The organism is Methanoculleus sp. DTU007 (assembly GCF_001512385.1).
Classification (GTDB): domain Archaea; phylum Halobacteriota; class Methanomicrobia; order Methanomicrobiales; family Methanoculleaceae; genus Methanoculleus; species Methanoculleus thermophilus.
In genome coordinates, this window is the sequence record NZ_LFRO01000057.1 from 1 (window position 1) to 22,985 (window position 22,985).

Here is a 22,985-nt window from a genome sequence, read left to right on the forward strand (position 1 = left end):
GCCTCCTTCATGGCAAAACCGATCTACGGCATCTGCGGGAGCGGGATGCACACCAACTGCTCGCTTGCAAAAGACGGAGTGAATGCCTTCTTCGACCCGGACGCCCCCCTCCAGCTCTCGGAGACCTGCATGCACTTCATCGCCGGGCTGCTCAAACACGCCCGGGCCATCACCCGGGTCGCGAACCCGACGATCAACTCCTACAAGCGGCTCGTCCCCGGATATGAGGCCCCCTGCTACGTCAGCTGGAGCGCAAGCAACCGTTCGACCCTGGTCCGGGTCCCGGCACCGCGCGGCAACAGCACCCGGGTCGAGTTCCGAAGCCCCGACCCCACCTGCAACCCCTACCTCACGTTTGCCGCGATGCTCACCGCAGGGATGGAGGGTGTCCGCCAGAAGATTGAACCCCCGGCCGGCGTCGATAAAAACATCTATCACATGACCCCCGAAGAGCGGAGACGCGCCGGGATCGAGACCCTGCCGGGCGATCTCGCCGAGGCACATCAGGCCCTGCTCGCCGACGACCTCATCTGCAGGGCTCTCGGTCCGCACGTCGTCGAGGCCCTCACGAACGTCACGAACGCCGAGTGGGATGCCTACAGGACGATGGTCCACCCCTGGGAGCTTGATCGCTACCTGGCGACATACTGATCCCTTTTTTTGACCCGTTCTGAAAGCCCCTTCTCGTTCTCACACCCAGGGGTTCTCAAACACCGGAGTTTTATTCATCGCTCTCCGCGTGAGTCTATAATACATAGAGGGTGGCCAAATCTCACGCGAAGCCGTGTGATGTGGTGGATGACTGTTGGGGTCTCCATTGGAGTCTTTGCGTGACGCCGCGTCGGCATCAAGAAAAAGAAGGTATTAGTAATCCTGGGGGCAGGCGGGCTAGCAGCACTGCTTATTGCCCGCCTCATCCCCTTCAAGGAGGAGTCTCCCGAAGATCATCCGTTCGAGCACGGTGGCAACGTACTTCATCTGCTGGGCTGCCTCCATATTCTCGTAGCGGTGGATGTCGGCATAGACCTGCAGGCGGACGAGGCCGAATCGGAGACGGTCGAGGTCTTCGTCTCCAAGTTCAGCGGCCTCACGGTAGACGGGTTCAAGCAGGAAGGGGAACTCCTCGAAGTTCAGAAGGGCCTCGGTGACCTTCGAGAATATGGGGAGGGGTTCCTCCTGTCCGGCGAGAATCCGCAGATAATCCATCTTATTCCTCGATCTCTTTCACAAGGGCTTCCATGATGGCGTCGAAACTCTTCCAGGTGGGGTTGTCCTTGGCCCGACGGATGATGAAGGGTCTTCCTTCGTCCGCAGCTTTGCGCATCTCGGGGTCGAGCGGGATGGCGCCGAGGAAGGGCACGCCGAGTTTCTTAGCCTCTCTCTCTCCGCCGCCCTTCCCGAAGACGTCGATCTCCTCCTTGCAGTGGGGGCAGATGAATCCGCTCATGTTCTCGACGATCCCGAGCACCCGGAGATCGAGTTTCTTGATGAATTCTACGGCCTTGCTCGAATCGAGGATCGCAACGTCCTGCGGGGTGGTGACGATGACCGCGCCGGCGATATTCGGGGCGAGCTGGGCGACGGTGAGCGCTTCGTCACCCGTGCCGGGCGGGAGGTCGACGATCAAGTAGTCGAGGTCGCCCCAGTTGACGTCNNAGCAGAAACGCCATGGAGATGACCGCAAGGTTGCCGGTGATCCTGACCGGTTCGATGATCTTCCCGTCGTAGGACTGGAGACGGGCGTCCTCGACGCCGAGCATCTTCGGGATATCCGGGCCGTGGATATCGAGGTCGATCAGACCGGTGTTGTAGCCGCGGTTGGCAAGAGCGTAGGCGAGGTTCGTCGAGACCGTACTCTTGCCGACCCCGCCTTTTCCAGAGAGGACGAGAACGACATGCTTTACACTCATCTTGGCTTTCGGCGGGAGGTCTCTTGGGGCGCCCGTGTTTCTCTGGTCGCTGCACCCGGTCGCTGATGGACAGCTGGCACAGTTCCCGGCACAGGTTTCCTTATTGGGTTCGTTTGTCTGAGTCATAGGAAGTATCCTCTGCGGTATAGTATCCTTCTAGAGAAGGATCTAAAGCTACTATATATTAACGGTAAAAAGCCACAAAAAGGTATAGATGATGGCAAATAATCCTGTTCTGCCCGGGACCGCTGTTTCGGGTATGGGGTCGGTCCGAAAGCAGGGATTTCTTTTGATCATAAGGGGGCACGGCCTTGCCTATGCCGCCCCGGACCCTGCCTCCTTTTTGATCCGCCACCCGCCGGTCGCCCCGGGGATGCAGTCGATCTCGGGGGAGTAGGGCTTGATGTCGAGGACCGGGGTGCCGTCCAGGGCGTCGAGTCCCCTGACGACCAGGACGCCACCGTTCCGTCGGACCAGGTCAACGATCCCGAGCCCGATCGGATTCGGCCGGGCGGGTGAACGGGTCGAAAAGACTCCTCTCTCCCGGGTCTCGCCCGGCGGCGTTGCACGAAGCAGTCCCCGCTCCGCCCGATCGAGCCAGTAGAGTACGATGAGGTGGCTGCTCCGCTCGATATCCTCTAGTCCCGGGAGATACGCGTCATAAATGTGGATCTCCGCGACGGTATCCACAAGGCGCCCCTGGCGTGGGGCGTCGCCCCTGACCCGATAGGGTGAGCGGACGAAACCGATGGGGACGCACTCGACCGTCGTCATTGCCTTTGTCTCCTCTGCTGCTCGGCATCAAGCGTCTCGTTGCAGAGGCGGTCCGCGACCTGGATACAGGGATGCTCCCTTGGAACACTCTCGAACCTGACCTCTGAAAACTCGCGAACCAGACGCCGCACCTCGTCTGCAAGGGCTGCAAGATGCTCTTTGGTGATGCGGTACTTCCCGGTGAGCTGGCGGACGATGAGCTCCGAGTCCGACCTGACGACGACTCTCTCGCGGGTGAACTCCCGTGCGGCGGAAAGACCGTTGATGACAGCATGGTACTCGGCCACGTTGTTCGTGGCCGTTCCGATATACTCCGATCGACCGGCAACAACCGAGCCGTTTTTCACAATCACGTATGCCCAGGCGGCATCTCCCGGGTTGCCCCGCGATGCGCCATCGGTGTACAGCCTCACTGAATCTCTCGTCGTCACGGATGCTCCTCCCGGTCAGATCTTCTCCGCACCATCTGCCGTGATCATCGATCTTTGTGGAGTTATTGATATCGCTCTCCCGGCGGATGAAATCAGCCACCAAAAGATGTTAATATCCTATTGCAATACTGGGGCGTATGCTGGATATGGGCAGGATCATTGAGGATAATTCGCTGCGGGACCGGTTGGGAGTCTTTGAAGATCGGACTGACGCCGGAAGGCGCCTTGCGGCGTTCCTCTCGCCGCTCGAGATGATCGTCGAACCGGTGGTCTGTGCTATCCCGGCCGGGGGGGTGCCGCCGGGGCTTGAGGTGGCGCGGGCGCTCGGGACCCCACTCCGCATGGCGGTGGTCCGGAAGGTGCAGTTCCCCTGGAACCCGGAGGCGGGGTTCGGTGCGGTGACCTGGGACGGGCGGGTCTTCCTGAATCGTGCTCTCATGGCCGGGCTCGGCCTTTCGGAAGCAGAAGTGGATGCTGCTGTTGCGAGGGCAAGAAAGAGTGTGGAAGAGCGTGTAGAGAGGTTCTCCGGCGGCCGAGAGGCTCCGAACCTCGAAGGCCGGACCGCGATCCTGATCGACGACGGTCTCGCAACCGGATATACTATGCTTGCGGCCATCGAGGCGGCCCGGACCGAGTCGCCCAAAACGATCGTCGTGGCGGTCCCTACCGGCTCACTGCACGCCGTCAATTTCATCGCCAGGAAGGCGGACCTCGTTGTCTGTCCAAATATCAGGACCGGCCGCACCTTTGCAGTGGCGGAGGCGTACGGGCGGTGGCACGATCTCTCCGACCAGGAGGTGCAGGAGTTGCTGATCCAGGCCCGGGACATGGGGCTCTTCTGATGCATGTGGAGTATGGCGATGGAGCCTTTAACGGTGATACTGAATTTCGGTGTCTTTCCGGTGGAGCATACCTGCGACGGCGCCAACAGGTCCCCTGCGATCACGATCCTCGGTGTGAAGACGCCGTATCTTGCAATCGTCATGGAGGACCCCGACGCCTCGCGAGGTGCGTTCACCCACTGGATTATCTGGAACATCCCGGCCGCGGAGAGGATCCCTGAGGGCCTGCCGACGGAGAGCATCCTCTCGGAACCGATTACGGCAGTCCAGGGGACGAACGACTCCGGAAAGGTCGGCTACACCGGCCCCTGCCCTCCTCAAGGAGAGTCGCACCGCTATCTCTTTCGGATATACGGACTTGATGCCCCCCTCAACCTGCCTCCAGGAGCCGATCGGATCGCTCTAGGGCGTGCAATGGGGGATGTCATCCGGCAGTACGGCGAGGCTGCCGCGGCTTATGGGAGATCGAGCGAGGAAATGCCGCCCCGCTGCTAGACCCGATCCCCCATCTGCCGTAACAGGTATATACGAATCTTCCCATTGGGTGCCCAGAAGGTAACGAGTATGCGGAACCTGACCATAAAGATCGATTTTGATGAGTTTCCACCGGAGCATACCTGCGATGGGGAGGACATCTCGCCAAGGATAAGGGTTCTCGGGTCGAAAGCCCCCTACCTTGCGGTCATCATGGACGATATCGATGCTCCGCGGGGCACGTTCACCCACTGGCTTGCCTGGAACATCCCTTCGACCGATGAGATTCCGGAGGGCATCCCACAGGAGCCCCGACTCTCCCATCCGGTCTCTGTGGTCCAGGGTATGAACGACTTCCGGAGGACCGGTTACGGCGGTCCCTGTCCGCCGAAGGGTGCGCCGCACCGCTTTATCTTCCGGGTCTATGGCGTGGAGCGGGAACTCGATCTCCCTCCCGGCGTTGATCGTACCCGACTTGTGGGGGCGCTCGCGACGGCCGCGACCGAGTACGGTGAGGCGATGGCGATCTACGAGCGCAAAACCGTCTCCGGCATCAGACCCCCGGCCGGGCGCCGGGTCTGAGGCGTTTGTGGTCTTCCGCAACCTATTTCATTCTCCTGTGCGGAAGACTCCCGTATGACCTCCAGAGTTGCCACACTGGTCGTCTCTCTCCGTTCGGCAGAGTTTCCCATCTGGAACACCTGCGATGGCGCCGATCTCTCTCCTGAACTGAGGATCCGCGGTCTAACGGATGAGATGCACTCGATAGCGGTCTTTGCGCTGAACCCCTTCGAACCCGGATGCTCTTTTACAACCTGGATCATCTGGAACCTCTCGCCGTCGCCACTGATCCCGGAGGGCATCCCCAAGCAGGGCGTCGTGACGACTCCGGTGAATGCCGTCCAGGGGACGAACGACTATGGGAGCGTCGGGTGGCGGGGCCCCTGTCCGCCTCGGGGTGAGACGCATCGCTACCTCTTCAAAGTCTACGGGCTTGATGATATGCTCGACCTCGCGCCCGGCGCAAACAAGCACGACCTCATCGATGCCATGAGGGGGCACGTCCTCGGGTTCGGCGAGACCGCCGCCATGTACTCCCGGTGACCGCACGCACCATATTTATAACATGGTTCTCGAAGGTAGGTGCTAAAGGAGCCAGGTATGAAACAGAAGTTGGTAGTAAAACTGGATTTTGAAGAGTTCCCGGCGGTTCACACCTGTAAGGGAGGGAACCGGTCCCCCGCAATCAGGGTCGAAGGGATCCTCCCGAACATCAAATCACTTGCACTCCTTGCGACGACGAGCCCCCAGGATGGACCGTCAAAGGTGGCGTGGCTTCTCTGGAACCTTCCCCCGGTTCCGCGGATCCCCGAAGGGTTCCCGAAAGGAGAGGTGGTGGAGTCACCGCTCCCTGCAGTACAGGGAACGAACGATTTCGGCACCATCGGTTACCGTGGGCCCTGTCCCGGGGCCGGGGAGGCCGAGGCGTACCTCTTCCGGGTCTATGCGCTCGACCTCGATCTTGCGCTCTCTCCCGGTGCGACCTGGGAGGATATGATCCGCGCGATGGAGGGGTCGATAAACCAGAGCGGGGAGACTATAGTCTTCTCCTTCGGCTAGGGGAGGATCTATTGCCTCCCCTCCGAAAATGGAGGTGGCATCCCCCTTCACATGGGTGGTATGGGGGCGCTCAGTTTCTGTGGGGGTGGGCTTTGTTTCTCGATGTTCTTTGCGATAGCCGCCATCTCCTCGCCAAGCATGCGGATAATGTCGTCCATGGTGACGATCCCGATTAACTTTCCGGCATCGTCGATGATTGGCATCCTCCGAATGCCTGCATCAGTCATCTTCTGGATGGCCTCATAGATCCCCATGTTATCCTGAAACGCGATCACGTTCCCGGTCATGATCTCTTCTGCCCGCACCGCGCCCGGATTCTTTTCCTGTGCCATAACCCGGATTGCGAGATCGCGATCGGTGAGTATGCCTGCAGGTCGGTTATCACCGGTGACGACGACGACGCTTCCGACATTCTTCTCACCCATGACCTTCGCCACCTCCAGCGCCGGCGTGTCCAGTGAGACGGCGACGACCTGCTCACGGCAACACTTTACAAGTCCCATATCTGTATCCTCCTTAACGACGACTGACTCATGCGGGTATGATATATGAACGTAACCCATACTCAGCCGGCCCGGTCTCTTCTTATATACGATCGAGAATAGATCCTACTACACAAGAATGGACTGGTTACTGATTATTCTGACGGTAGCAGGCCTCATTGTCTTTGAGACGGTCTCAAGCATTGATAATGCCATCATCAATGCGGACGTCCTTGCGACGATGAGCGAGCGGGCCCGCAGGTGGTTTCTTCTGTGGGGCCTGATTGCTGCGGTCTTCGTAATCCGGGGGCTCCTGCCGTGGGTGATCGTCTGGGCGACCAATCCGTCGCTCGGGCCCATGGGCGCGCTGCTTGCGACCTTCTCAAGCGATCCTGATGTCGTGGCCGCGATTGAGGAGTCTTCCCCGATCCTTCTGATATTTGGAGGAATGTTCCTTGTCCTCCTCTTCTTTCACTGGCTCTTTGCGGAGGAGAAGAACTGCTGTCTCCGAACCGAGGCGTTCTTCTCCCGGCAGGCCGTCTGGTTCTATGCCGTTGCCTCGATCCTGCTTGCTGCGGTAGTCTGGTTCGCCCTCCAGATCAACACCATGATGGGTTTTGCGGCGGTGCTTGGGTCCACAATCTTCTTCATAGTACACGGATTCAGGCAGAACGCCGAGGTGCAGGAAGCCCGGTTGAAAGGGTCGGGGATGTCGGACGTCTCGAAACTCGCCTACCTTGAGGTCCTCGATGCGACCTTCTCGATCGACGGCGTCATCGGGGCGTTTGCCTTCACGCTCTCGGTCCCCCTCATCCTGATAGGGAACGGAATCGGGGCCTTTGTGGTCAGGGAGCTGACTATCCGGGGTATCGACCGGATCCGGAGTTTCTGTTACCTCAAGAACGGTGCAATGTACTCCATCCTGGTGCTCGGGACGATCATGCTCGCGGACAGTTTCGGATTCCATATTCCCACCTGGCTCTCGCCGATAGCGACATTCGCCATCGTCGGCTTCTTCCTCCTCCGTTCGGTCCAAGAGCAGAAGGGGGGTTCTGCAGGCGCCGCATGACCTGATCCACCTCCTCTTTTCTTATCACATTGGTATGGTGCGCCGGATTCAGTTCTAGAAAAAGGTTTATCCGGGTCTGGAGACGAACCGTATTCCCATGACGAAGCGTTCATTTGGTCCACGGACTCTCCTTTACCCTCATCCAGATCTGATCATCGGGACATACGGCCCAGATGGCCGGCCCGATGCGATGGCGGCTGCATGGGGTGGCATATGCTCTTCCAACCCTCCGGCGGTGGCGGTCTCGGTCCAGAAGGTCCGGCAGACCTACAAGAACCTGATGGAGCAGCGCGAGTTTACTATCAGCATACCATCTGAGGAGTACGTCCGGGAGGCGGACTACTTTGGCATCGCCTCCGGTCGGGATACGGACAAGTTTGCTGCCACGGGCTTAACCCCGATCAAGGGCGACCTGGTGAACGCGCCCTACGTCGGTGAGTTCCCGGTCGTCCTCGAATGCCGGCTTCTCCAGACGGTCGAGATCGGCGTACATACCCAGTTCATCGGCGAGATCCTGGATGTGAAGGTGGATGAGAGCGTCCTTGGAGAAGACGGTAAGCCTGATATCGGAAAGATCCGGCCGATTGCCTACGACTCGATGCGCCAGGAGTATTACGGGTTCGGCAGCGTGCTCGCAAAGGCCTTCTCGGTGGGGAAAGAACTCAAGAAATAACTATTTTTTCGCCTCAAGCGATACCTCCGGCTCGCCTGGATGCTGCAGGGCAGAGATGTTCTTTTCAGGGCTTTCCGGGAGCAGGTAGGGGCGGTAGGCCGTCTGCGCCGGGAACGATTTCGTATAATGCCAGGTACTCGGTTCGTTTCAGAAATCGTCGGTTATCAGAAGAAGCATTATCTGTGATGGACGCCGGAAATATCACCTTAGCGTCGTTATTCATTCCGATAAGTATTATCTGGTTGCCCGGGAACTACTGAACGTTGGAAGCCTTATAGATGGTCCGGTATTCCATACTCTATGTCGACGACGATCCGGCGCTCCTTGATGTCGGCAGGATATACCTCGAACGTTCGGGCGCGCTGGCCGTCGAGACGGTGCTCTCCGGTCGGGAGGCGCTGGGCTTGCTCGGTGAGGGGACCTTTGATGCCGTCATCGCCGATTACCAGATGCCGGAGATGGACGGCATCGAACTCTTGAAGAAGATCCGGCAGCAATTTCACGATCTCCCGTTCATCCTTTTTACCGGGCGCGGCCGCGAGGAAGTCGTCATAGAGGCGCTCAATCACGGTGCGGACGGCTACATTCAGAAAGGGGGGGACCCGAGATCACAGTTTGCCGAGCTCGAGCATCAGGTCGTGCAGGCAATAGAGCGCCGGCAGGCCGTCCAGGCGTTGCGGGACTCGGAGAAACGCTACCGCGCTCTCTTTGAAGGTGCGAACGATCCCATATTCATCTTCGAGAGATACCGGTTCGCCGACTGCAACTCAAAAGCCCTTGAAACATTTCACTGTACCAGAGAGTTCCTGATCGGGAAGACCCCCTGGGAACTCTCGAGTCCCACCCAGCCCGACGGCATTCCGGCACTGGAAAGCGCTATCGCCAAGATGGATGCGGCGTATGCCGGAGAGCCGCAGTTTTTCGAGTGGCGGATCACCACACCGAGCGGGAGAGTTTACGATACGGAGATGAGCGTGAGCCGGCTGGACGTGAAAGGCCCGCCCTGCCTGCAGGCCATCGTCCGGGACGTCACCGCACGGAAGCAGACGGAAGCCGCGCTGATGGCCGCGAACCGGAAGATGCACCTGCTCTCCGGGATCACCCGGCACGATATCCTCAATCAGCTGACCATCCTCCATGGCTACCTGGGGCTCATGAGGGAGCAGATAACCGATCCGGACCTCCTTGGTTACATGGACAGGCAGGAGCAGGCTATTGAGTTCATCCGGCGCCAGATTGCATTCACCCAGGACTACCAGGATCTGGGAACCCGTGCCCCGGAGTACCAGGACCTTCGCGAGTGCGTGATCCAAGCGGCGGCCGCCCTCACCCCCGGTCTCACTCTTCTTACCGAGGTGGATGCGGTTGAGATCTATGCCGATCCGATGTTTGGGAAGGTCTTTTACAACCTCCTTGAGAACGCGGCCCGGTATGCCGGTCCGGCCCCGACGGTCAGGATCCGCTGCTCCCGTCGGGAGGGCAGCCTTGCCGTCATCATCGAGGATGACGGCCCGGGGATCCCGCCAGGCGAGAAGGAGAAGATATTCCTGCGAGGTTTCGGGAAGAACACCGGTCTCGGCCTCTTCCTCGTGCGAGATATCCTGGAGACGACCGGGATCGCCATCCGCGAGACCGGGGAGTTTGGGAAGGGTGCACGGTTCGAGATCCTGGTCCCAAAGGGCGGCTGGCGGGTCCGGGATGCCGGCGTCTGAGCCGTCATCGCCGCCGGTCGCGTTTCACCTCGACCCACCGCTTTTTCTTCCCGCAGCGCTCGCACCGCTGCTCCCACTCGATGACGTTTGAGGAGTACTCGTCGTATCCGCGTTTTCTGCCCCACCGGTGGAGCCCGATTCTGCAGAGGATGAGGCCGATGGTCGTCATGATCTTCTTAGCGTTCTCGTCTTTTTGGTTGGATGAATCTTGCCCCGGTGGATGGGGTTCTGGCTGGGTGATCCCCTCTCACGGTATGATCTCGCAGCTGTTGTATTTGCGGTGGGTAAAGTCTTCCATCCGTATTCTTCCTGCATCGATGAGGGCCCGGATCTCCGGGAGCGCTTCCGAGAGCGCCGAGTGAAGGTTCCTCACCGTCCCGCAGACGATCCGTCGCCCTTCCTCGGGCCAGGGGTTGGTGATATTCGAGTAGAGGCACCTCCCGCCGCAGAAGTCGTGGATATCGCATGCCGTGCAGGCCCCCCCGACGTCCATCACCGGGAGGTGGAGGGGGTCTGCGGTGGCGATATGCCCGACGTAGTAGTCCTTCATCCCGACCATGATCGGGCAGGGGGCGATATGCCCGTCGGTCATGATGCTGTAGTTAGAGTGGCCGCATCCGCACCGGAGCATGCTTGGCCGCCCGCGAAGCATATCCTCCATCGGGTCCATGAAGGGATACCACCGGAGCACCTTCCCTTCGGTCCGCATCGTCTCGACCCAGAACCCGACAAGCGACCGGATGCCGGGGTTGTAACTCTTCTCAACCCAGGAGGCGTAGTCACGCATTTCATAGTCGTTCCAGAAGTTTGCGTCCATCTGCCAGTGGACGGCAGGGAACGAGAAATACTCGTTTGCCGATAGATAGCGGACAGCCTCCTCGATATCCGTATCCTCGGTCACGGTCATCCGGGCGATCACCTCGCCAGAGAATCCTCCCGCCGCAAGAGCGCGGAGGTTTCTCATGATCCGGCGGAACGTTCCCTCTCCCCGGTGGGCGTCAGTGACCTCCTCGGGCCCGTCGATCGAGACCAGGATCGTATCGAATCGGTTTGCGGTCGCGGGATCGAGACGGTCTAAGAGTGTGCCGTTCGTGTGCAGGATCAGCGCAGATACCGGGGCGTCGCGGGCGATCTCGCGGACGCGGTCGACGGCGAGCAGGGGCTCCCCGCCGTAGAAGGTCAGCACGGCCTCGGGGTCTTTTGCGAGGAACCGGTAGAGATCGGTAAGATCGATATCGAGGTCGACCGGGAGGTCTTCATCGACGGCGATCTCGGGGAGATCTGGCGGTTCGACAGTGAAGGCTTTCCCGCGGCAGTAGGTGCAGCAGAGGTTGCAGTTGTCGGTCAGGATGAGATGGTAGTACACTCGTGGTCCCTTACTGTTTGGAGGCCGGGCGGGAAAAAAGGTGAGGATGCAGCCCCTTCATGGGCCGCAAGACAGAATACCCTGCAGGGAGAAGAGACTCATATGTCCAAAGAAAAGAAAGAGAAACTCACCGAGCAGGTCATCGACCCCCGCGACCTCGTCGCCTACCAGCCCGGATCGATCGTCAGCAGGATGCTTGTCTACACCAAGGCTGGCACCATCACGGTCTTTGCATTCGACGCCGGCGAGGGCCTCTCGGAGCACACCGCTCCCTACGACGCTGTCCTCCAGGTCATCGACGGGGAGGCCCTCATCACCATCGCGGGGAAGGAGTACCCGATGAAGGCGGGCCAACTGATCATCATGCCGGCAAACATTCCCCACGCGGTCCACGCCGTCACGCAGTTCAAGATGATGCTGACAATGATTCACGCTTGATTCCCTCGTAGATCGCTGCCTGCAATTTTTTATAGATTGGAGACCTGTCTCTCCCCCGGCCTCCACCCCCATCGGCCGCGTTAACAGTCTCCTCTCCCTCGCTCATGTAGAAAGGGCGGCAGCTTCCCGGGCCTGCTCCGGCGGGTATCCGCCGGGAAGAGCTGCATAGCGGGGTTGCAGGCGAGGCCACAGTGCACCCGCCCGATCTCATCCCGCAGCACCGGCGCACAGCATTGTGATCGCACATGATGGCACCACAACAATGGATCGGTCCTCTCTAACCCCGGACGAATCCCGCGCGACGGCATGGCACGCTCTTGCGGCATTCGAGGTAGCCGAACGGCTCGAATCCCCGACAGGGGGTCTTTCGGATGCAGAGGTTGCCCGTCGGCGGGGGATCTTTGGGGAGAATGCCCTCCCGCAGAAGCGGCCCCCGACGGTGCTGGAGGTCTTCCTTCGCCAGTTCATGAGCCCGCTCATCTATGTGCTCCTTGCGGCGGGGATCATCTCCATCCTCTTTGCCGATGTTACGGATGCAGGCTTCATCTTCGTGGTAATCCTGCTCAACGCCGCCATCGGGACGTTCCAGGAGGTGAGGGCGGAACGGAGCGCAACGGCGCTCCAGCAGATGCTCAGGATTCATGCCCGGGTGCGCCGGGACGGGCGGGAGGTGACCGTCCCGGCGGAAGACCTGGTCCCCGGCGACCGGGTTGTCCTGGAAGCGGGTGACCGCGTTCCCGCCGATATTCGTGTCATACAGGCACGCTCACTCACGGTCGATGAGTCGCTCCTGACCGGTGAGTCCCACGCGGTCGAGAAGAACCCTGATCCCATAAACGCATCAGCGCCTCTGGCCGACCGCCGAAATATGCTTTATGCCGGCAGCACTGTCACGACCGGCCGGGGGATGGGCGTCGTGGTCGCGACCGGCCAGTATGCCGAGATTGGGCAGATCGCCGAGACGGTCACGGCATCGGAGGCGGGAAAACCCCCCCTCGTCATCCGTATGGAAGATTTCTCCAAAAAGATCAGCCTTGCCGTTCTTGTCGCCTCCGGACTGCTTGCGATCATCGTCCTCGGCCAGGGGATGCCCCCGTTCGAGGTCTTCTTCCTCGCCGTCGCGCTCGCGGTCTCGGCGATCCCCGAAGGGCTGCCGGTCGCCCTGACCGTCGCGCTCTCGATTGCAGCATCACGGATGGCGGGGCGCAACGTCATCGTCCGGTATCTTGCCGCTGTGGAGAGTCTCGGGAGCTGCACGCTGATCGCGAGCGATAAGACGGGCACCCTCACGGTGAACCAGCAGACCGCCCGGGTAGTTCTTCTACCCACGGGCGAGGAGATCTCGGTTACGGGTGCCGGGTACGCGGGTGAGGGAGAGGTCCTCGATATCCACGGTGCCCCGGTAACCGGCTCCGTCCGTGACCGGGTAGAAAGCCTGGCCCGGGCTGCGACCATCACCAACGAGGCTGTGCTGGAGCGGACCGACGAGGGGGGCTGGACCTACCGGGGCGATGCGATCGATGTGGCGTTTCTTGCGCTCACCTACAAACTGGGACTCGATCCTGCCGGTATCCGGGAGGGTGCGCCTGCCGTCGCCGAGATCCCCTTCGAGTCCGAGCGCCGGTATGCCGCCGTCTGGTACCGGGAGGGTGAGGCGGTCCGGGTGGCGGTCAAGGGGGCCGCCGAGACGGTCCTCCCCTTCTGTCGAACCATGGCCGCCGGACCGGGTGGCAGCATCCCGCTCGATCCGGATCGTGTGCAGGAGGAGCACGACACCCTCACCTCCAGGGGATACCGGGTGCTTGCCGTGGCTCATGGTCGGGTGGAGGGAGAGATCTCCGCGGAGAACCCGGAGATCCCTCCCCTCGAACTCCTCGGTCTCGTCGGGTTCATCGACCCGATCCGGCCCGACGTCCCCGATGCCATACGCCGGTGCCGCAGCGCCGGGGTCGACGTGGTGATGGTGACGGGAGATCACCCCGCAACGGCGCTCGCCATCGCGCGGGAACTCGAGATTGCGGACTCCCCCGACGAGGTCGTCACCGGCGCGGAACTCGGCGACCCCGATGTGACGACCCTGCCTGAGTTCATCGACCGCGTCCGGGGCGCCCGGGTCTTTGCCCGTGTGACGCCGCTGCAGAAACTCCAGATCGTCGAGGCCTACCGGGAGAGCGGAGCGTTCGTCGCGGTCACCGGGGACGGGGTCAACGACGCGCCGGCGCTCCGGAGCGCAAACATAGGGGTCGCTATGGGCTCCGGAACCGACGTCGCCAAGGATACGGCGTCTCTGATTGTCACAGACGACGACTTCGCCTCGATCGTCGCCGGGATCGAGGAAGGGCGCTACGCATATGACAACGTCCGTAAAGTCGTCTATCTCCTGATCTCGACCGGGTTTGCGGAGGTTCTCCTCTTCATGCTCGCCCTCCTGATTGGTCTCCCGCTCCCTCTCCTTGCCGTCCAGCTCCTCTGGCTGAACCTAGTGACGAACGGTATCCAGGATGTCGCGCTGGCGTTCGAGCGAGGCGAGCCCGGCGTCATGAGCCAGCCGCCGCGGCGACCCGAGGAGGGGGTCTTCAACCGCCTGATGATAGAAGAGGTGCTCATCTCCGGGACGGTCATCGCGCTCGTCGCGCTCGGCGTCTGGTACTGGCTCATCTCAAACGGGTGGGACGAGTTTGCAGCCAGAAATCTGCTCGTTCTGCTGATGGTGCTCTTTGAGAACTTCCATGTCTTCAACTGCCGGTCGGAATACCGGTCGGCGTTCCGCGTCCCCATCAGCAACAACTACCTCCTGATCGCCGGCGTCATTGCGGCGCAGGGGATCCACATCCTCGCGCTCTACATCCCCTTCTTCCAGGACGTCCTCCAGGTGCAGCCGGTCTCCCCGGTCGAGTGGCTTGTACTGCTTGCCCTCGCCTCCTCGGTCGTGATCGTGATGGAGATCTTCAAGTCGGTCCGCAAGCACCGCTCTCCGGTTCACCAGACCGGGTACGGGGTCGGGTAGACCTCCCCGCGGTAGGGGAGGAGGACCTCGCCGATCCGGCTGCCGTCGGCAAGGTCGGTCATGACGATGCTCCTCATTGAGATCGTATAGAGGGTGTCGTCCATGAAGAGCGACCGTTGCACCGCGTCGGGTGTGTACCAGGAGTACGGGGATCCGCTCTCGGCATGGGCGACCCTACCGAGAAGCGTGAATCCGTCTTTTTGGCTTACCCTGTAGACGTAAGCACCCTGCCAGGTTTCGAGGGCATATGATCCGGGATAGCGCGACGAGGGGTTCTCGACCTTCTTTATCTCGCTCACCGGTATGACCAGGAGTTGCCTATCCTCCACAAAGAGGAAGGCCTTGTGATCGTGGAGGGCCGCGGAGTCGGTCCCTGCCTCTCCGATCACGACGCTATCGACCTGGGTCGGGCTGTTCACGTCCGAGACGTCAAAGAGGGCGATCTTGAGGCCGGCGACCGAGACCCCGCCCCACTCGTTCTCGCTCGTCTCTTTGCCGATGCCGATGATGTGGTCGGGGCCGTAGGGGTGGAGGTAGTCGGAGTAGCCGGGGATCTTGAGTTCCCCGAGGATGCCCGGGCGCTTCGGGTCGGTTAGATCGATGACGAAGAGCGGATCGATCCGCTTGAACGTCACAAGGTAGAGCCGGTCGCCGGCAAACCGGGCGGCGTAGATCCGCTCGTCCGGCGCGATATACTCGAGCGCCCCGATGGTCTTCATTGTGGAATCGAGGACGTAGACGTTGTTGTACTGAGTTGTCCCTTCCCGCGTCCAGCCCTCGACGGTCGTCGCCACCCTGAGGTTGCCGGCATACTCGTCGAGCGAGAACTGGTTCAGGAGATGCCCGGGGACCTCGCCCATCGCCCGGTAATCGATCTCTCCACCTTCAATCGAGAGCCGGTGGATGAGCGTCCGGTCGCGGGTGCCGGGTTCCACCGGCGGCACCGCGATCCCTGCCGGGCCGCCGGTGGAGACCGGGGCCTGGTTGCGGTAGCCGATGTAGAGGTTCTTCTGCGACGCATAGAGTGTGGTGTCGTAGCCAAGCAGGAAGGTCTCGGCGTCCGGCGTGCCGGTATCGTTCCGGATGGAGAAGGCGCCTGCGGTGTAGAAGATGTAGTTCTGCAGGGGGGTCTTTGGCCGGTAGACGTCGGGCACGATGGGCTCCGCAGTGCCTGTCCTCACCTCGGGAAGGAGTATGTCGTCCCGCACCCAGACCGGGGACTCCCGCGTGAGGGCGTAGACGTGGTCCCCGATCAACCGCGCATCGTAGTAGTCGCCACTAAAGGTCACGTCCCGGACCTGTTCTGGATCTTCTCGGTCGCTTATATCGTAGACATAGGCGTGCGTCACCGTCCGCCAGACCGGGACCGGGGTTACGCTCCCTTCTACGGTGGTCATTCTCTCTTCTGTTGTGGTGGCAAAGACCACCAGGCGGTCTCCGGCAAGAAAGAGCGCTTTCGGGCTCCCGTCGATCCTGCTCTCGGAGATGATCTTCGCATTCTCCGGCGGGAACGCCTCAACGATCGTGAGCGTCTCCCCCGAGATGATGTAGATATACTTCCCGTCGTTCTTCAGGAAGTCGGCCTCGTCCACGCCCTCCACCTGCACGTTCGTCGTGGAGTAGTCGCGGGCCTGCGAAGTCGGAGCGGCCGTCGCCATCGGTGCCGGGGGATTCACCCCGGCCTCGTCCGCGACGCCGCCGGTGGCCCGGTGGTACCCGCCATCGCGCCAGCTGCCTTGCGCGTTCTCTTTTAAGAACGCCTTGATCTCCTCTTTCGATGCAAATTTGATCAGATCGCCCCTGATCTCCGCCCCGTCCTCTTCCGACGCGAGGGCGGTCCCGATGATCGCGGCGACGACCAGACAGCCGAGGGCGACGACGATTGCCGGTTTCCAGTTCTCCATAACCGTCCACCTTCCAATGAAGGAAGATAGACGCAGGGAGGTATCAGGTTTGTGTAACCTACGAATTTTTTCGGAGTTTTGGCACCACCTCATGCGACCGGCGCGGTCGCAAAGATCCAGGCGATGTAGGCGGCGTAGCCGATGAGCAGGACGATCGACCAGCCCCGGACAATGCCCGGTCGGGCAAAGATCAGGGGGAGGATCGCAACCGAGAAGAGGACGACCGCGACTATGTCGAACGCGGACCCGATTGTGACCGGGGCGAGGAGAAGGCTTATCCCGAGGATGAAGAGGAGGTTGAAGATGTTGCTCCCGAGGATGTTGCCGATGGAGATGGCCCCCTCATTCCGTACGGCGGCCATGAGGGATGTCGCAAGTTCAGGCAGCGACGTCCCGACGGCGACGATCGAGAGACCTATGACAAACGCAGGGACCCCGAGGGCCTCGGCGAGGGCGACAGCACCGTCGACGACGAGCTGTGCCCCGATGATGACCGCGGCGAGGCCGAGTCCGATGTAGAGGATATCGGCCCACCCGTGAGACTTGATCTCGATGTCTTCCTCCTCACGCCCCTCCCGTATGAGGAAGTACAGGATGATCACGAAGAGGGTGAGGAACACTGCCCCGGCAAGGGCGTCGAGCGTGCCTCTCGCAGCGAGGAGCGCAAACGCCACGGTGGCCACGAGCATCAGCACGGTGTGCCGGAAAAGTTCCGATCGCGATGCTCCAGATGCGGCAATCATTCCGGGCCGGATGAGGGTGCAGAGCGCGAGAACGAGGGCAATGTTCGCAATATTGCTCCCAAGGATATTCCCGAGGGCGATCCCGGTGTTTCCTGTAGCCGCGGCGTTCGTGCTGACGACGAGCTCGGGAAGCGATGTGCCGAACGCGATGATCGTGGATCCGATCAGGGCCGGAGAGATACTGTATCGGAGTGCGAGGCCGCTTCCGCCCCCTACGAAGAGATCGGCGCCCTTGACGAGGAGGGCCAGGCCGACGATGAGCATAATTGCGGTCACTATCATGGGAGTGCCTCGGGTACGGTGGTAATAGTTGGTCGGAGTTCTCCTAATACGTTTCCGGATTCGAATCGCGGACGACTGTCTAGAACTCGGGGTCGTGTGATTGGCAAAATATTATGTCATCTCTTGCCATAAGGCCCGTATGCCCTATCGGAGTCTCCGAACCCTTTCGGAAGCGGGAAAGGAGTTTATGCGGATGACGGAGCACGAAAACCTGCCGCCATTGGACCAGATGCTGGGCCGTCCGCCGCCGCCGCTCGAAGTCCCGTACACGAAGGGGAGAGCATTCATCCCGCTCCCTCCACCGGAGGATATTGTTCTTCCTGCAATCGATCTCCGTGACGCGATCGAGCAGCGGGAAAGCGTCAGGGATTATGCCCCGGAGCCGCTTGCACTCCACGAACTCTCATTCCTCCTCTGGTGCACCCAGGGGGTCCGGAGGGTGGTCGACGGGGCCTTCACCCTCCGGACGGTCCCGTCCGCGGGCGCCCGGCACGCCTTCGAGACCTACCTCCTGATCAACCGAGTCGAGGACGTCCCTCCCGGGCTCTACCGCTACCTGGCCCTCGAGCATCGCCTTGCCGAAGAGTCGCGCGACCCGGGCCTCCCGAAGCATGTGACTGCAGCCTTCCTGAACCAGCCGCATATCCTTGAGAGCGCCGTCACCTTTCTCTGGATCGCAGTCCCTGGCCGGATGACGTGGCGCTACAGCGAGCGCGGCTACCGCTACCTGCACCTCGATGCCGGCCACGTCTGCCAGAACCTCTACCTCGCGGCATCGGGTATCGGGTGCGGGGTCTGTGCGATCGGCGCCTTCGACGACGCGGCAATCAACCGGCTCCTCGGACTCGACGGTGAAGAGCAATTCCTGATCTACGCTGCGACGGTGGGGAGGAAGGTTTAAGTTGGCGGGCCGAAGGGCATATCCCCCTCCCCGTCATAGATCTCAGGTAACAGTCCCGGTACGAACGTCTGGGACGATGGATGGGAGGGTGCTCGTTTACGTTCACGCTTGACGAACAGATCGTTGCCCTTGAGGCAGAATACGAAAGACTTCTTGCGTTTCCGGAGGACGAGTTCATCGAGATCATCCGCGATGTCGGGTTCTCCTGCGAATGTTGCGGCCGTTGCTGCACCCGTGACTTCAACGGGCACGTCTTTTTGCTCGAGGAGGACACCGATAGTGTCCGCTCGTTTGCACCAGATGTCGTCATCCCGGCACCCGATTTCGATGCCTGCGACCAGCAGGGACACTTTTACGTCATGGGCTACGCCCTCAAGACGAAGCCCGACGGTTCCTGCATCTTCCTCTCGGATGGGAGGAGGTGCACCATCTACGACCGGCGGTTCGCCATATGCCGGATCTACCCCTACATGCTCCACCGGGAGGCCGATGAGACGGGTACCGTGGACTGGCGCCAGATCAGCGGCTTAAACGAGCACGGCTGCTACAACAACCCGATCGATGATGCCGAGTGCCTCCGGATTGCCCGGGAGACCCGGGCGTACGAGGCGGCGTTTCTCGACCAGGCGATCCGGTTCAGGAAAGCCCTCCGGGATCTCTTTGCCCGTGAAGGACTGCGGCATGTCCAGCGGACCTACGATCTTGGGATGCGGGACTTCCAGAAGGGCGTCGAGGTCGAGGTCCGGGTCTTCCACCGGGGACGTTTCGAGCCGCACCGGGTCACCCGCTCGATTTACGACGGCTTATAACCCTCTAATCTCCAGGTCCCCTTGCGGCCTTCTTTGGTCCTGCCCACACCTTTTTCTGTTCTCCAGGCCCGAGTCTGCCCGATGGAGACCGAGATCCTCCTCACCCTGCTGGTGTTCATCGGTTCTGCCGTCCTCTTCGTCACCGGTATCGTCAGGGTCGATGTGGCCGCGCTGCTCGTGACTCTTGCGCTCACATGGCTTGGGCTCATCACACCGCAAGAGGCCCTCTCCGGCTTTTCGAGCAGCGCGGTCATTGCAATGCTCTCGGTGATGGTCCTCGGGCGGGGGCTCGACCGGACCGGGGTGACCATCCGGATCGCCCGTGCAATCGTCGGTTTCGCCGGGACCGGTGAGCGCCGGCTGACCGCCGCTGCATCCCTCGTCGCCGGCGGGCTCTCGGCCTTCATGCAGAGCGTTGGGGCCACCGCCGTCTTTCTTCCCTCGCTCCTGCGAGTCTCATCCTTGACGAGGATCCCGGCATCACGCCTCCTCCTTCCCGTAGGCTACGCCGCGACCCTCGGCGGCACCATCAGCATGGTGGGAGCCGGCACCCTCATCGTCCTCAACGACCTCCTTCAGCAGGCCGGATATCCGCCTTTCGGGCTCTTTGCGGTCACCCCCATCGGTCTGCCGCTCCTTCTCTCCGGGGTGGCACTCTTTTACTTATTTGGGGATCGCCTCCTCCCCAGGCGCGAGAGGACCGACCTGAGCCCGCAGGAGGAGCTGATCCGGACCTGGCAACCCCCTTCACGCATCTTTTATCTGCGAATCCCGGAAAAAAGCCCTCTCGTCGGGAAAACGCGGGAGGATGTGCGGATGATCTCGCGCTACAACCTCCATCTCATATCTCTTACCGAGGAGAGTGAGGTCCTCTATACGCCGTGGCGGTACACTCGATTTGCCTCCGGGCAGGAGCTCGGCATTCTCGGGCAGGACAGTGACGTTGAACGGTTCAGGGCGGATTTCGGGCTTGAGTGGGTCCGGCCGGGGGAGAGTTCCGCAGACATCATGACCGATCCGAACGTGGGGTTTGCTGAGGTGATCGTCCGCCCCTACGCCCCGATCATCGGTAAGACCCTCCGGGAGCTTGAATTCCGGGTGACCTATGGCGCCGAGGTCCTGATTTTTTTTCTCGGGGACGAAAGAGCAAAGAACGAACTTTGCAGACCTGCCCCTGAAGGCGGGGGATACGATGATCGTGCTCGGCCGCTGGGAGCGCCTCCAGGCACTCGGGACGAGCAAGGATTTCGTTCTGGTGACTCCCATCGAGGGGCGGGCGGGGGTTCGCGAACGCGGTGCAAAGACTGCTGTCCTCTGCTTTCTTGCCGCTGTTGGACTCACCTACACGGGCCTCTCGATCGCGACAAGCCTTCTTTCGGGCGTGGTCGCGATAGTCCTCCTCCGCGTCATCTCGATCGATGAGGTCTACCGGGCAATCGATTGGCGGACGCTCGTGCTGATAGCCGGCCTCCTTCCGCTCGGTATCGCCATGGATACGACCGGGACGGCCCGGTTCATCGCCGACCGGATTGTCGACCTGGTCGCCGGGTACCCGACGTTTCTCATTCTCATCGCGATTGCACTGCTTGCGACTGCATTCTCACTGGTTATGTCGAATATCGCCGCCACCGTTCTGCTTGTTCCGCTCGCGGTTGTGATGGCAGATCCGCTCGGGCTCGACCCGCGTGGCCTTGCGCTCCTCGTCGGGATATGCACCTCAAACTCGTTCCTCCTTCCGACGCATCCTGTCAACGCCCTCCTGATGGGCCCCGGGAATTACCGAACCCGCGATTACCTCTTTGCCGGGGGTGCTCAGACGGTCATCTTCATTGCAATCGCCGTCGGCCTCGTATCCCTCCTCTACTTCTGACTCTCTTCTCCGGGTCCAGCAGGCCTCATTCGGGGCCTCGTAGCCCCGGGTAAACCTTTATGCCACTCTGTGTCGACCGGGTGCTCGCTATGGAGCGGGAGTACGATCTTCTTGTCATAGGGACCGGGGTCGCCGGTTCCGACATCGCCTGGCACTGCAGGGATGCCGGGATGCGGGTAGCGATCACGGATCATCAGGATTACGGCGGGACGTGCGCCCTTCGGGGGTGCGTCCCAAAGAGGGTGCTTGCCGGTGCCGCCGCGACAGTGGCCCGTGTTCACAATATGCAGGGGAGGGGGGTCTCGGGCGAGGTCTCGATCGACTGGCCAGAGCTCGTCGCTTTCGAACGCACGTTCCCCGGCCCCATTCCGAGACGGAAGGAGGAGGGCTTTCGGGAGGCGGGGATCCATACCTACCACGGGTTCGCACGGTTTATCGGGCCGAACCGGGTAACGGTCGGCAACGATACGGTCACGGCCCGCTACATCGTGATCGCCACCGGTGCCCGCCCCCATCCTTTGAACGTCCCGGGAGAGGACCTGGTCACAACGAGCGATGAGTTCCTCTACCTCGATACGCTTCCCGAGCGGATCGTCTTCATCGGCGGGGGCTATATCTCGTTTGAGTTTGCGCATGTTGCAGCAAGGGCCAACTCGAAGGTGACCATCCTCCAGCGGAGCGGGCGGCTCTTGAAGGGGTTCGACCCCGATGTGGTCGAGCGGCTGGTGCTGGCCTCAAAGGAGATCGGGATCGACGTGCAGGCGAATATGCCGCTTCGCTCGATCGAGAAGAATGGAGCGGGCCTGCGGGTGCGGGCCGGAAGAGAGGGCGAGGAGAAAACCTTCGAAGCCGATATGGTCGTTCACGGGGCCGGCCGGGTCCCGATGATTGAGGGCCTCGATCTGGCGGCCGGAAACGTCGCAACCGACCGCCGGGGCATCGTGGTCAACGATTACCTCCAGAGCGTCTCAAACCCCGCCGTCTACGTCGCCGGGGACGCAAACCCGCTAAGCCCGCAGCTGACGCCGGTGGCTGTGATGGACGCCCACCTCGTCGTCGACAACATCCTTGGCGGGAACGTGCGGACCGCGGACTACTCGGTCGTCCCGAGCGTCGCCTTCACAACCCCGCCCATCGCGTCCGTCGGGCTCACGGAGAAGCGGGCGAAGGAGAAGGGGATTTCATACACCGTCAACGCCGGCGACCTCTCGGGCCGCTTCACGAACCGGAGCATCGGCGAAAGACACGTCGGCTACAAACTCCTGGTCGAGCGCGAGACCCGCCGGGTCATCGGGGCGCACCTCATCGGTCCTCACGTCGAGGAGGTGATCAACATATTCGCCCTCGCTATCAAGCATAACCTGACGGTGGACGATCTCGCGCTGGACGCGATCCCGTGGGCTTACCCGAGCGGCACCTACGATATCATCCACATGATCTACCCGCTGGTGAGGAAGTGAGAGCGACAGCGCCCCAGGGTGTGGCTGAAGAGTATTTGAGAGGCCATCTGGTTCTGAGGGGCGGCGGAAGTGCAAGTCTGGGCGAGCACCGTGAGCGAGGGGTAGATGAGTGATCACATTTTGTTTTCTTGTACCCGAGGATTCGTGGACTTCACCGGCACATCTGCTTGCCCACGGCTTTCCAGTGGTTATCGCGTCTGGGGGAGGGGTTTCAGGGG

At 61.3% G+C, this 22,985-nt stretch carries 23 protein-coding genes and 2 pseudogenes; 16 read left to right on the plus strand and 9 right to left on the minus strand.

Going from position 1 to position 22,985, the window contains the following annotated elements:
- Positions 1-651, plus strand: a 651-nt coding sequence (locus tag ACI94_RS06260; protein WP_394326384.1) for a glutamine synthetase family protein, incomplete at its 5' end; no start/stop codon positions are given.
- 237 nt (positions 652-888) lie between these two features.
- On the opposite strand, the gene ACI94_RS06265 is transcribed toward ACI94_RS06260, so the two are convergent.
- From ACI94_RS06265 to ACI94_RS06280, 4 genes and pseudogenes are all read right to left on the minus strand, one after another.
- Positions 889-1,206, minus strand: coding sequence for a hypothetical protein (locus tag ACI94_RS06265; RefSeq protein WP_066958657.1), 318 nt, complete (start codon positions 1,204-1,206; stop codon positions 889-891).
- Between the two features lies 1 nt (position 1,207).
- Positions 1,208-2,036 (minus strand): annotated as a pseudogene (locus ACI94_RS06270) (Mrp/NBP35 family ATP-binding protein).
- Between the two features lie 189 nt (positions 2,037-2,225).
- On the minus strand, positions 2,226-2,684 hold the full coding sequence (gene tsaA / locus ACI94_RS06275; protein ID WP_066958653.1) for a tRNA (N6-threonylcarbamoyladenosine(37)-N6)-methyltransferase TrmO: 459 nt from the start codon (positions 2,682-2,684) through the stop codon (positions 2,226-2,228).
- Positions 2,681-3,115 (minus strand): ribonuclease HI family protein, encoded by a 435-nt coding sequence (locus ACI94_RS06280; protein ID WP_066958651.1) that lies wholly within the window; start codon positions 3,113-3,115, stop codon positions 2,681-2,683. The genes tsaA and ACI94_RS06280 overlap by 4 nt, the downstream gene beginning before the upstream one ends.
- Positions 3,116-3,252: 137 nt before the next feature.
- On the opposite strand from ACI94_RS06280, the gene ACI94_RS06285 reads away from it, so the two are divergent.
- The 5 genes from ACI94_RS06285 (at position 3,253) to ACI94_RS06305 (ending at position 6,051) form a co-directional block, all read left to right on the plus strand.
- On the plus strand, positions 3,253-3,957 hold the full coding sequence (locus ACI94_RS06285) for a phosphoribosyltransferase (protein WP_286681222.1): 705 nt from the start codon (positions 3,253-3,255) through the stop codon (positions 3,955-3,957).
- A gap of 33 nt (positions 3,958-3,990) precedes the next feature.
- On the plus strand, positions 3,991-4,452 hold the full coding sequence (locus ACI94_RS06290) for a YbhB/YbcL family Raf kinase inhibitor-like protein (RefSeq protein ID WP_286681223.1): 462 nt from the start codon (positions 3,991-3,993) through the stop codon (positions 4,450-4,452).
- A gap of 69 nt (positions 4,453-4,521) precedes the next feature.
- Complete coding sequence (locus ACI94_RS06295; RefSeq protein ID WP_066958645.1) at positions 4,522-5,013, plus strand: YbhB/YbcL family Raf kinase inhibitor-like protein; 492 nt, start codon at positions 4,522-4,524, stop codon at positions 5,011-5,013.
- A 54-nt stretch (positions 5,014-5,067) separates the two neighbouring features.
- Complete coding sequence (locus tag ACI94_RS06300) at positions 5,068-5,535, plus strand: YbhB/YbcL family Raf kinase inhibitor-like protein (protein ID WP_066958643.1); 468 nt, start codon at positions 5,068-5,070, stop codon at positions 5,533-5,535.
- A 57-nt stretch (positions 5,536-5,592) separates the two neighbouring features.
- Complete coding sequence (locus ACI94_RS06305) at positions 5,593-6,051, plus strand: YbhB/YbcL family Raf kinase inhibitor-like protein (protein ID WP_066958642.1); 459 nt, start codon at positions 5,593-5,595, stop codon at positions 6,049-6,051.
- A gap of 47 nt (positions 6,052-6,098) precedes the next feature.
- Here ACI94_RS06305 and ACI94_RS06310 read toward each other — a convergent pair whose 3' ends face one another.
- Positions 6,099-6,554 carry a CBS domain-containing protein gene (locus tag ACI94_RS06310; protein ID WP_066958748.1) on the minus strand — a complete coding sequence of 152 codons (456 nt, stop codon included), beginning with the start codon at positions 6,552-6,554 and terminating at the stop codon, positions 6,099-6,101.
- A gap of 118 nt (positions 6,555-6,672) precedes the next feature.
- On the opposite strand from ACI94_RS06310, the gene ACI94_RS06315 reads away from it, so the two are divergent.
- The 3 genes from ACI94_RS06315 to ACI94_RS06325 all read left to right on the plus strand — a co-directional run bounded on the left by ACI94_RS06315 (position 6,673) and on the right by ACI94_RS06325 (position 9,987).
- Positions 6,673-7,602 (plus strand): DUF475 domain-containing protein, encoded by a 930-nt coding sequence (locus tag ACI94_RS06315; protein WP_066958640.1) that lies wholly within the window; start codon positions 6,673-6,675, stop codon positions 7,600-7,602.
- 97 nt (positions 7,603-7,699) lie between these two features.
- On the plus strand, positions 7,700-8,275 hold the full coding sequence (locus tag ACI94_RS06320) for a flavin reductase family protein (protein ID WP_066958638.1): 576 nt from the start codon (positions 7,700-7,702) through the stop codon (positions 8,273-8,275).
- Between the two features lie 278 nt (positions 8,276-8,553).
- The gene (locus ACI94_RS06325) at positions 8,554-9,987 is read left to right on the plus strand and encodes a response regulator (RefSeq protein WP_273259039.1); all 1,434 of its coding nucleotides are present in this window, start codon (positions 8,554-8,556) and stop codon (positions 9,985-9,987) included.
- 4 nt (positions 9,988-9,991) lie between these two features.
- Here ACI94_RS06325 and ACI94_RS06330 read toward each other — a convergent pair whose 3' ends face one another.
- On the minus strand, positions 9,992-10,156 hold the full coding sequence (locus tag ACI94_RS06330; protein ID WP_169795902.1) for a hypothetical protein: 165 nt from the start codon (positions 10,154-10,156) through the stop codon (positions 9,992-9,994).
- A 78-nt stretch (positions 10,157-10,234) separates the two neighbouring features.
- Positions 10,235-11,353, minus strand: coding sequence for a TIGR04084 family radical SAM/SPASM domain-containing protein (locus ACI94_RS06335; RefSeq protein ID WP_066958632.1), 1,119 nt, complete (start codon positions 11,351-11,353; stop codon positions 10,235-10,237).
- A 102-nt stretch (positions 11,354-11,455) separates the two neighbouring features.
- On the opposite strand from ACI94_RS06335, the gene ACI94_RS06340 reads away from it, so the two are divergent.
- Positions 11,456-11,791 (plus strand): cupin domain-containing protein, encoded by a 336-nt coding sequence (locus tag ACI94_RS06340; RefSeq protein WP_066958630.1) that lies wholly within the window; start codon positions 11,456-11,458, stop codon positions 11,789-11,791.
- Between the two features lie 262 nt (positions 11,792-12,053).
- On the plus strand, positions 12,054-14,798 hold the full coding sequence (locus ACI94_RS06345; RefSeq protein ID WP_066958628.1) for an HAD-IC family P-type ATPase: 2,745 nt from the start codon (positions 12,054-12,056) through the stop codon (positions 14,796-14,798).
- Here the strand turns inward: ACI94_RS06345 and ACI94_RS06350 are convergent.
- Together ACI94_RS06350 and ACI94_RS06355 are read right to left on the minus strand one after the other, a co-directional pair.
- Complete coding sequence (locus tag ACI94_RS06350; RefSeq protein WP_286681224.1) at positions 14,771-16,702, minus strand: beta-propeller domain-containing protein; 1,932 nt, start codon at positions 16,700-16,702, stop codon at positions 14,771-14,773. The genes ACI94_RS06345 and ACI94_RS06350 overlap by 28 nt on opposite strands.
- Before the next feature lie 89 nt (positions 16,703-16,791).
- Positions 16,792-17,727, minus strand: a complete 936-nt coding sequence (locus tag ACI94_RS06355) for a calcium/sodium antiporter (RefSeq protein WP_066958624.1) — start codon at positions 17,725-17,727, stop codon at positions 16,792-16,794.
- 193 nt (positions 17,728-17,920) lie between these two features.
- On the opposite strand from ACI94_RS06355, the gene ACI94_RS06360 reads away from it, so the two are divergent.
- The 5 genes and pseudogenes from ACI94_RS06360 to ACI94_RS06380 all read left to right on the plus strand — a co-directional run bounded on the left by ACI94_RS06360 (position 17,921) and on the right by ACI94_RS06380 (position 22,767).
- A complete protein-coding gene (locus ACI94_RS06360; protein ID WP_224732824.1) occupies positions 17,921-18,628 on the plus strand; it encodes a SagB/ThcOx family dehydrogenase in 708 nt (235 codons plus the stop codon).
- Positions 18,629-18,708: 80 nt separating this feature from the next.
- Positions 18,709-19,437, plus strand: coding sequence for a YkgJ family cysteine cluster protein (locus ACI94_RS06365; protein WP_066958620.1), 729 nt, complete (start codon positions 18,709-18,711; stop codon positions 19,435-19,437).
- 81 nt (positions 19,438-19,518) lie between these two features.
- A pseudogene (locus tag ACI94_RS11055) lies at positions 19,519-20,346 on the plus strand (SLC13 family permease); the annotation flags it as partial.
- A gap of 283 nt (positions 20,347-20,629) precedes the next feature.
- Positions 20,630-21,307, plus strand: coding sequence for an SLC13 family permease (locus ACI94_RS06375; RefSeq protein ID WP_353743247.1), 678 nt, complete (start codon positions 20,630-20,632; stop codon positions 21,305-21,307).
- 59 nt (positions 21,308-21,366) lie between these two features.
- The gene (locus tag ACI94_RS06380; RefSeq protein WP_224732825.1) at positions 21,367-22,767 is read left to right on the plus strand and encodes an NAD(P)/FAD-dependent oxidoreductase; all 1,401 of its coding nucleotides are present in this window, start codon (positions 21,367-21,369) and stop codon (positions 22,765-22,767) included.
- Positions 22,768-22,985 lie beyond the last annotated feature (218 nt).

What these genes read in the sequence shown, in the direction of transcription:
- ACI94_RS06265 (WP_066958657.1), bottom strand. Translation starts at nt 1,206, where the DNA reads ATGGATTATCTGCGGATTCTCGCCGGACAGGAGGAACCCCTCCCCATA.
- tsaA (WP_066958653.1), bottom strand. Translation starts at nt 2,684, where the DNA reads ATGACGACGGTCGAGTGCGTCCCCATCGGTTTCGTCCGCTCACCCTAT.
- ACI94_RS06285 (WP_286681222.1), top strand. Translation starts at nt 3,253, where the DNA reads ATGCTGGATATGGGCAGGATCATTGAGGATAATTCGCTGCGGGACCGG.
- ACI94_RS06295 (WP_066958645.1), top strand. Translation starts at nt 4,522, where the DNA reads ATGCGGAACCTGACCATAAAGATCGATTTTGATGAGTTTCCACCGGAG.
- ACI94_RS06300 (WP_066958643.1), top strand. Translation starts at nt 5,068, where the DNA reads ATGACCTCCAGAGTTGCCACACTGGTCGTCTCTCTCCGTTCGGCAGAG.
- ACI94_RS06305 (WP_066958642.1), top strand. Translation starts at nt 5,593, where the DNA reads ATGAAACAGAAGTTGGTAGTAAAACTGGATTTTGAAGAGTTCCCGGCG.
- ACI94_RS06310 (WP_066958748.1), bottom strand. Translation starts at nt 6,554, where the DNA reads ATGGGACTTGTAAAGTGTTGCCGTGAGCAGGTCGTCGCCGTCTCACTG.
- ACI94_RS06315 (WP_066958640.1), top strand. Translation starts at nt 6,673, where the DNA reads ATGGACTGGTTACTGATTATTCTGACGGTAGCAGGCCTCATTGTCTTT.
- ACI94_RS06320 (WP_066958638.1), top strand. Translation starts at nt 7,700, where the DNA reads ATGACGAAGCGTTCATTTGGTCCACGGACTCTCCTTTACCCTCATCCA.
- ACI94_RS06325 (WP_273259039.1), top strand. Translation starts at nt 8,554, where the DNA reads ATGGTCCGGTATTCCATACTCTATGTCGACGACGATCCGGCGCTCCTT.
- ACI94_RS06330 (WP_169795902.1), bottom strand. Translation starts at nt 10,156, where the DNA reads ATGACGACCATCGGCCTCATCCTCTGCAGAATCGGGCTCCACCGGTGG.
- ACI94_RS06340 (WP_066958630.1), top strand. Translation starts at nt 11,456, where the DNA reads ATGTCCAAAGAAAAGAAAGAGAAACTCACCGAGCAGGTCATCGACCCC.
- ACI94_RS06345 (WP_066958628.1), top strand. Translation starts at nt 12,054, where the DNA reads ATGGATCGGTCCTCTCTAACCCCGGACGAATCCCGCGCGACGGCATGG.
- ACI94_RS06350 (WP_286681224.1), bottom strand. Translation starts at nt 16,702, where the DNA reads ATGGAGAACTGGAAACCGGCAATCGTCGTCGCCCTCGGCTGTCTGGTC.
- ACI94_RS06355 (WP_066958624.1), bottom strand. Translation starts at nt 17,727, where the DNA reads ATGATAGTGACCGCAATTATGCTCATCGTCGGCCTGGCCCTCCTCGTC.
- ACI94_RS06360 (WP_224732824.1), top strand. Translation starts at nt 17,921, where the DNA reads ATGACGGAGCACGAAAACCTGCCGCCATTGGACCAGATGCTGGGCCGT.
- ACI94_RS06365 (WP_066958620.1), top strand. Translation starts at nt 18,709, where the DNA reads ATGGGAGGGTGCTCGTTTACGTTCACGCTTGACGAACAGATCGTTGCC.
- ACI94_RS06375 (WP_353743247.1), top strand. Translation starts at nt 20,630, where the DNA reads ATGATCGTGCTCGGCCGCTGGGAGCGCCTCCAGGCACTCGGGACGAGC.
- ACI94_RS06380 (WP_224732825.1), top strand. Translation starts at nt 21,367, where the DNA reads ATGCCACTCTGTGTCGACCGGGTGCTCGCTATGGAGCGGGAGTACGAT.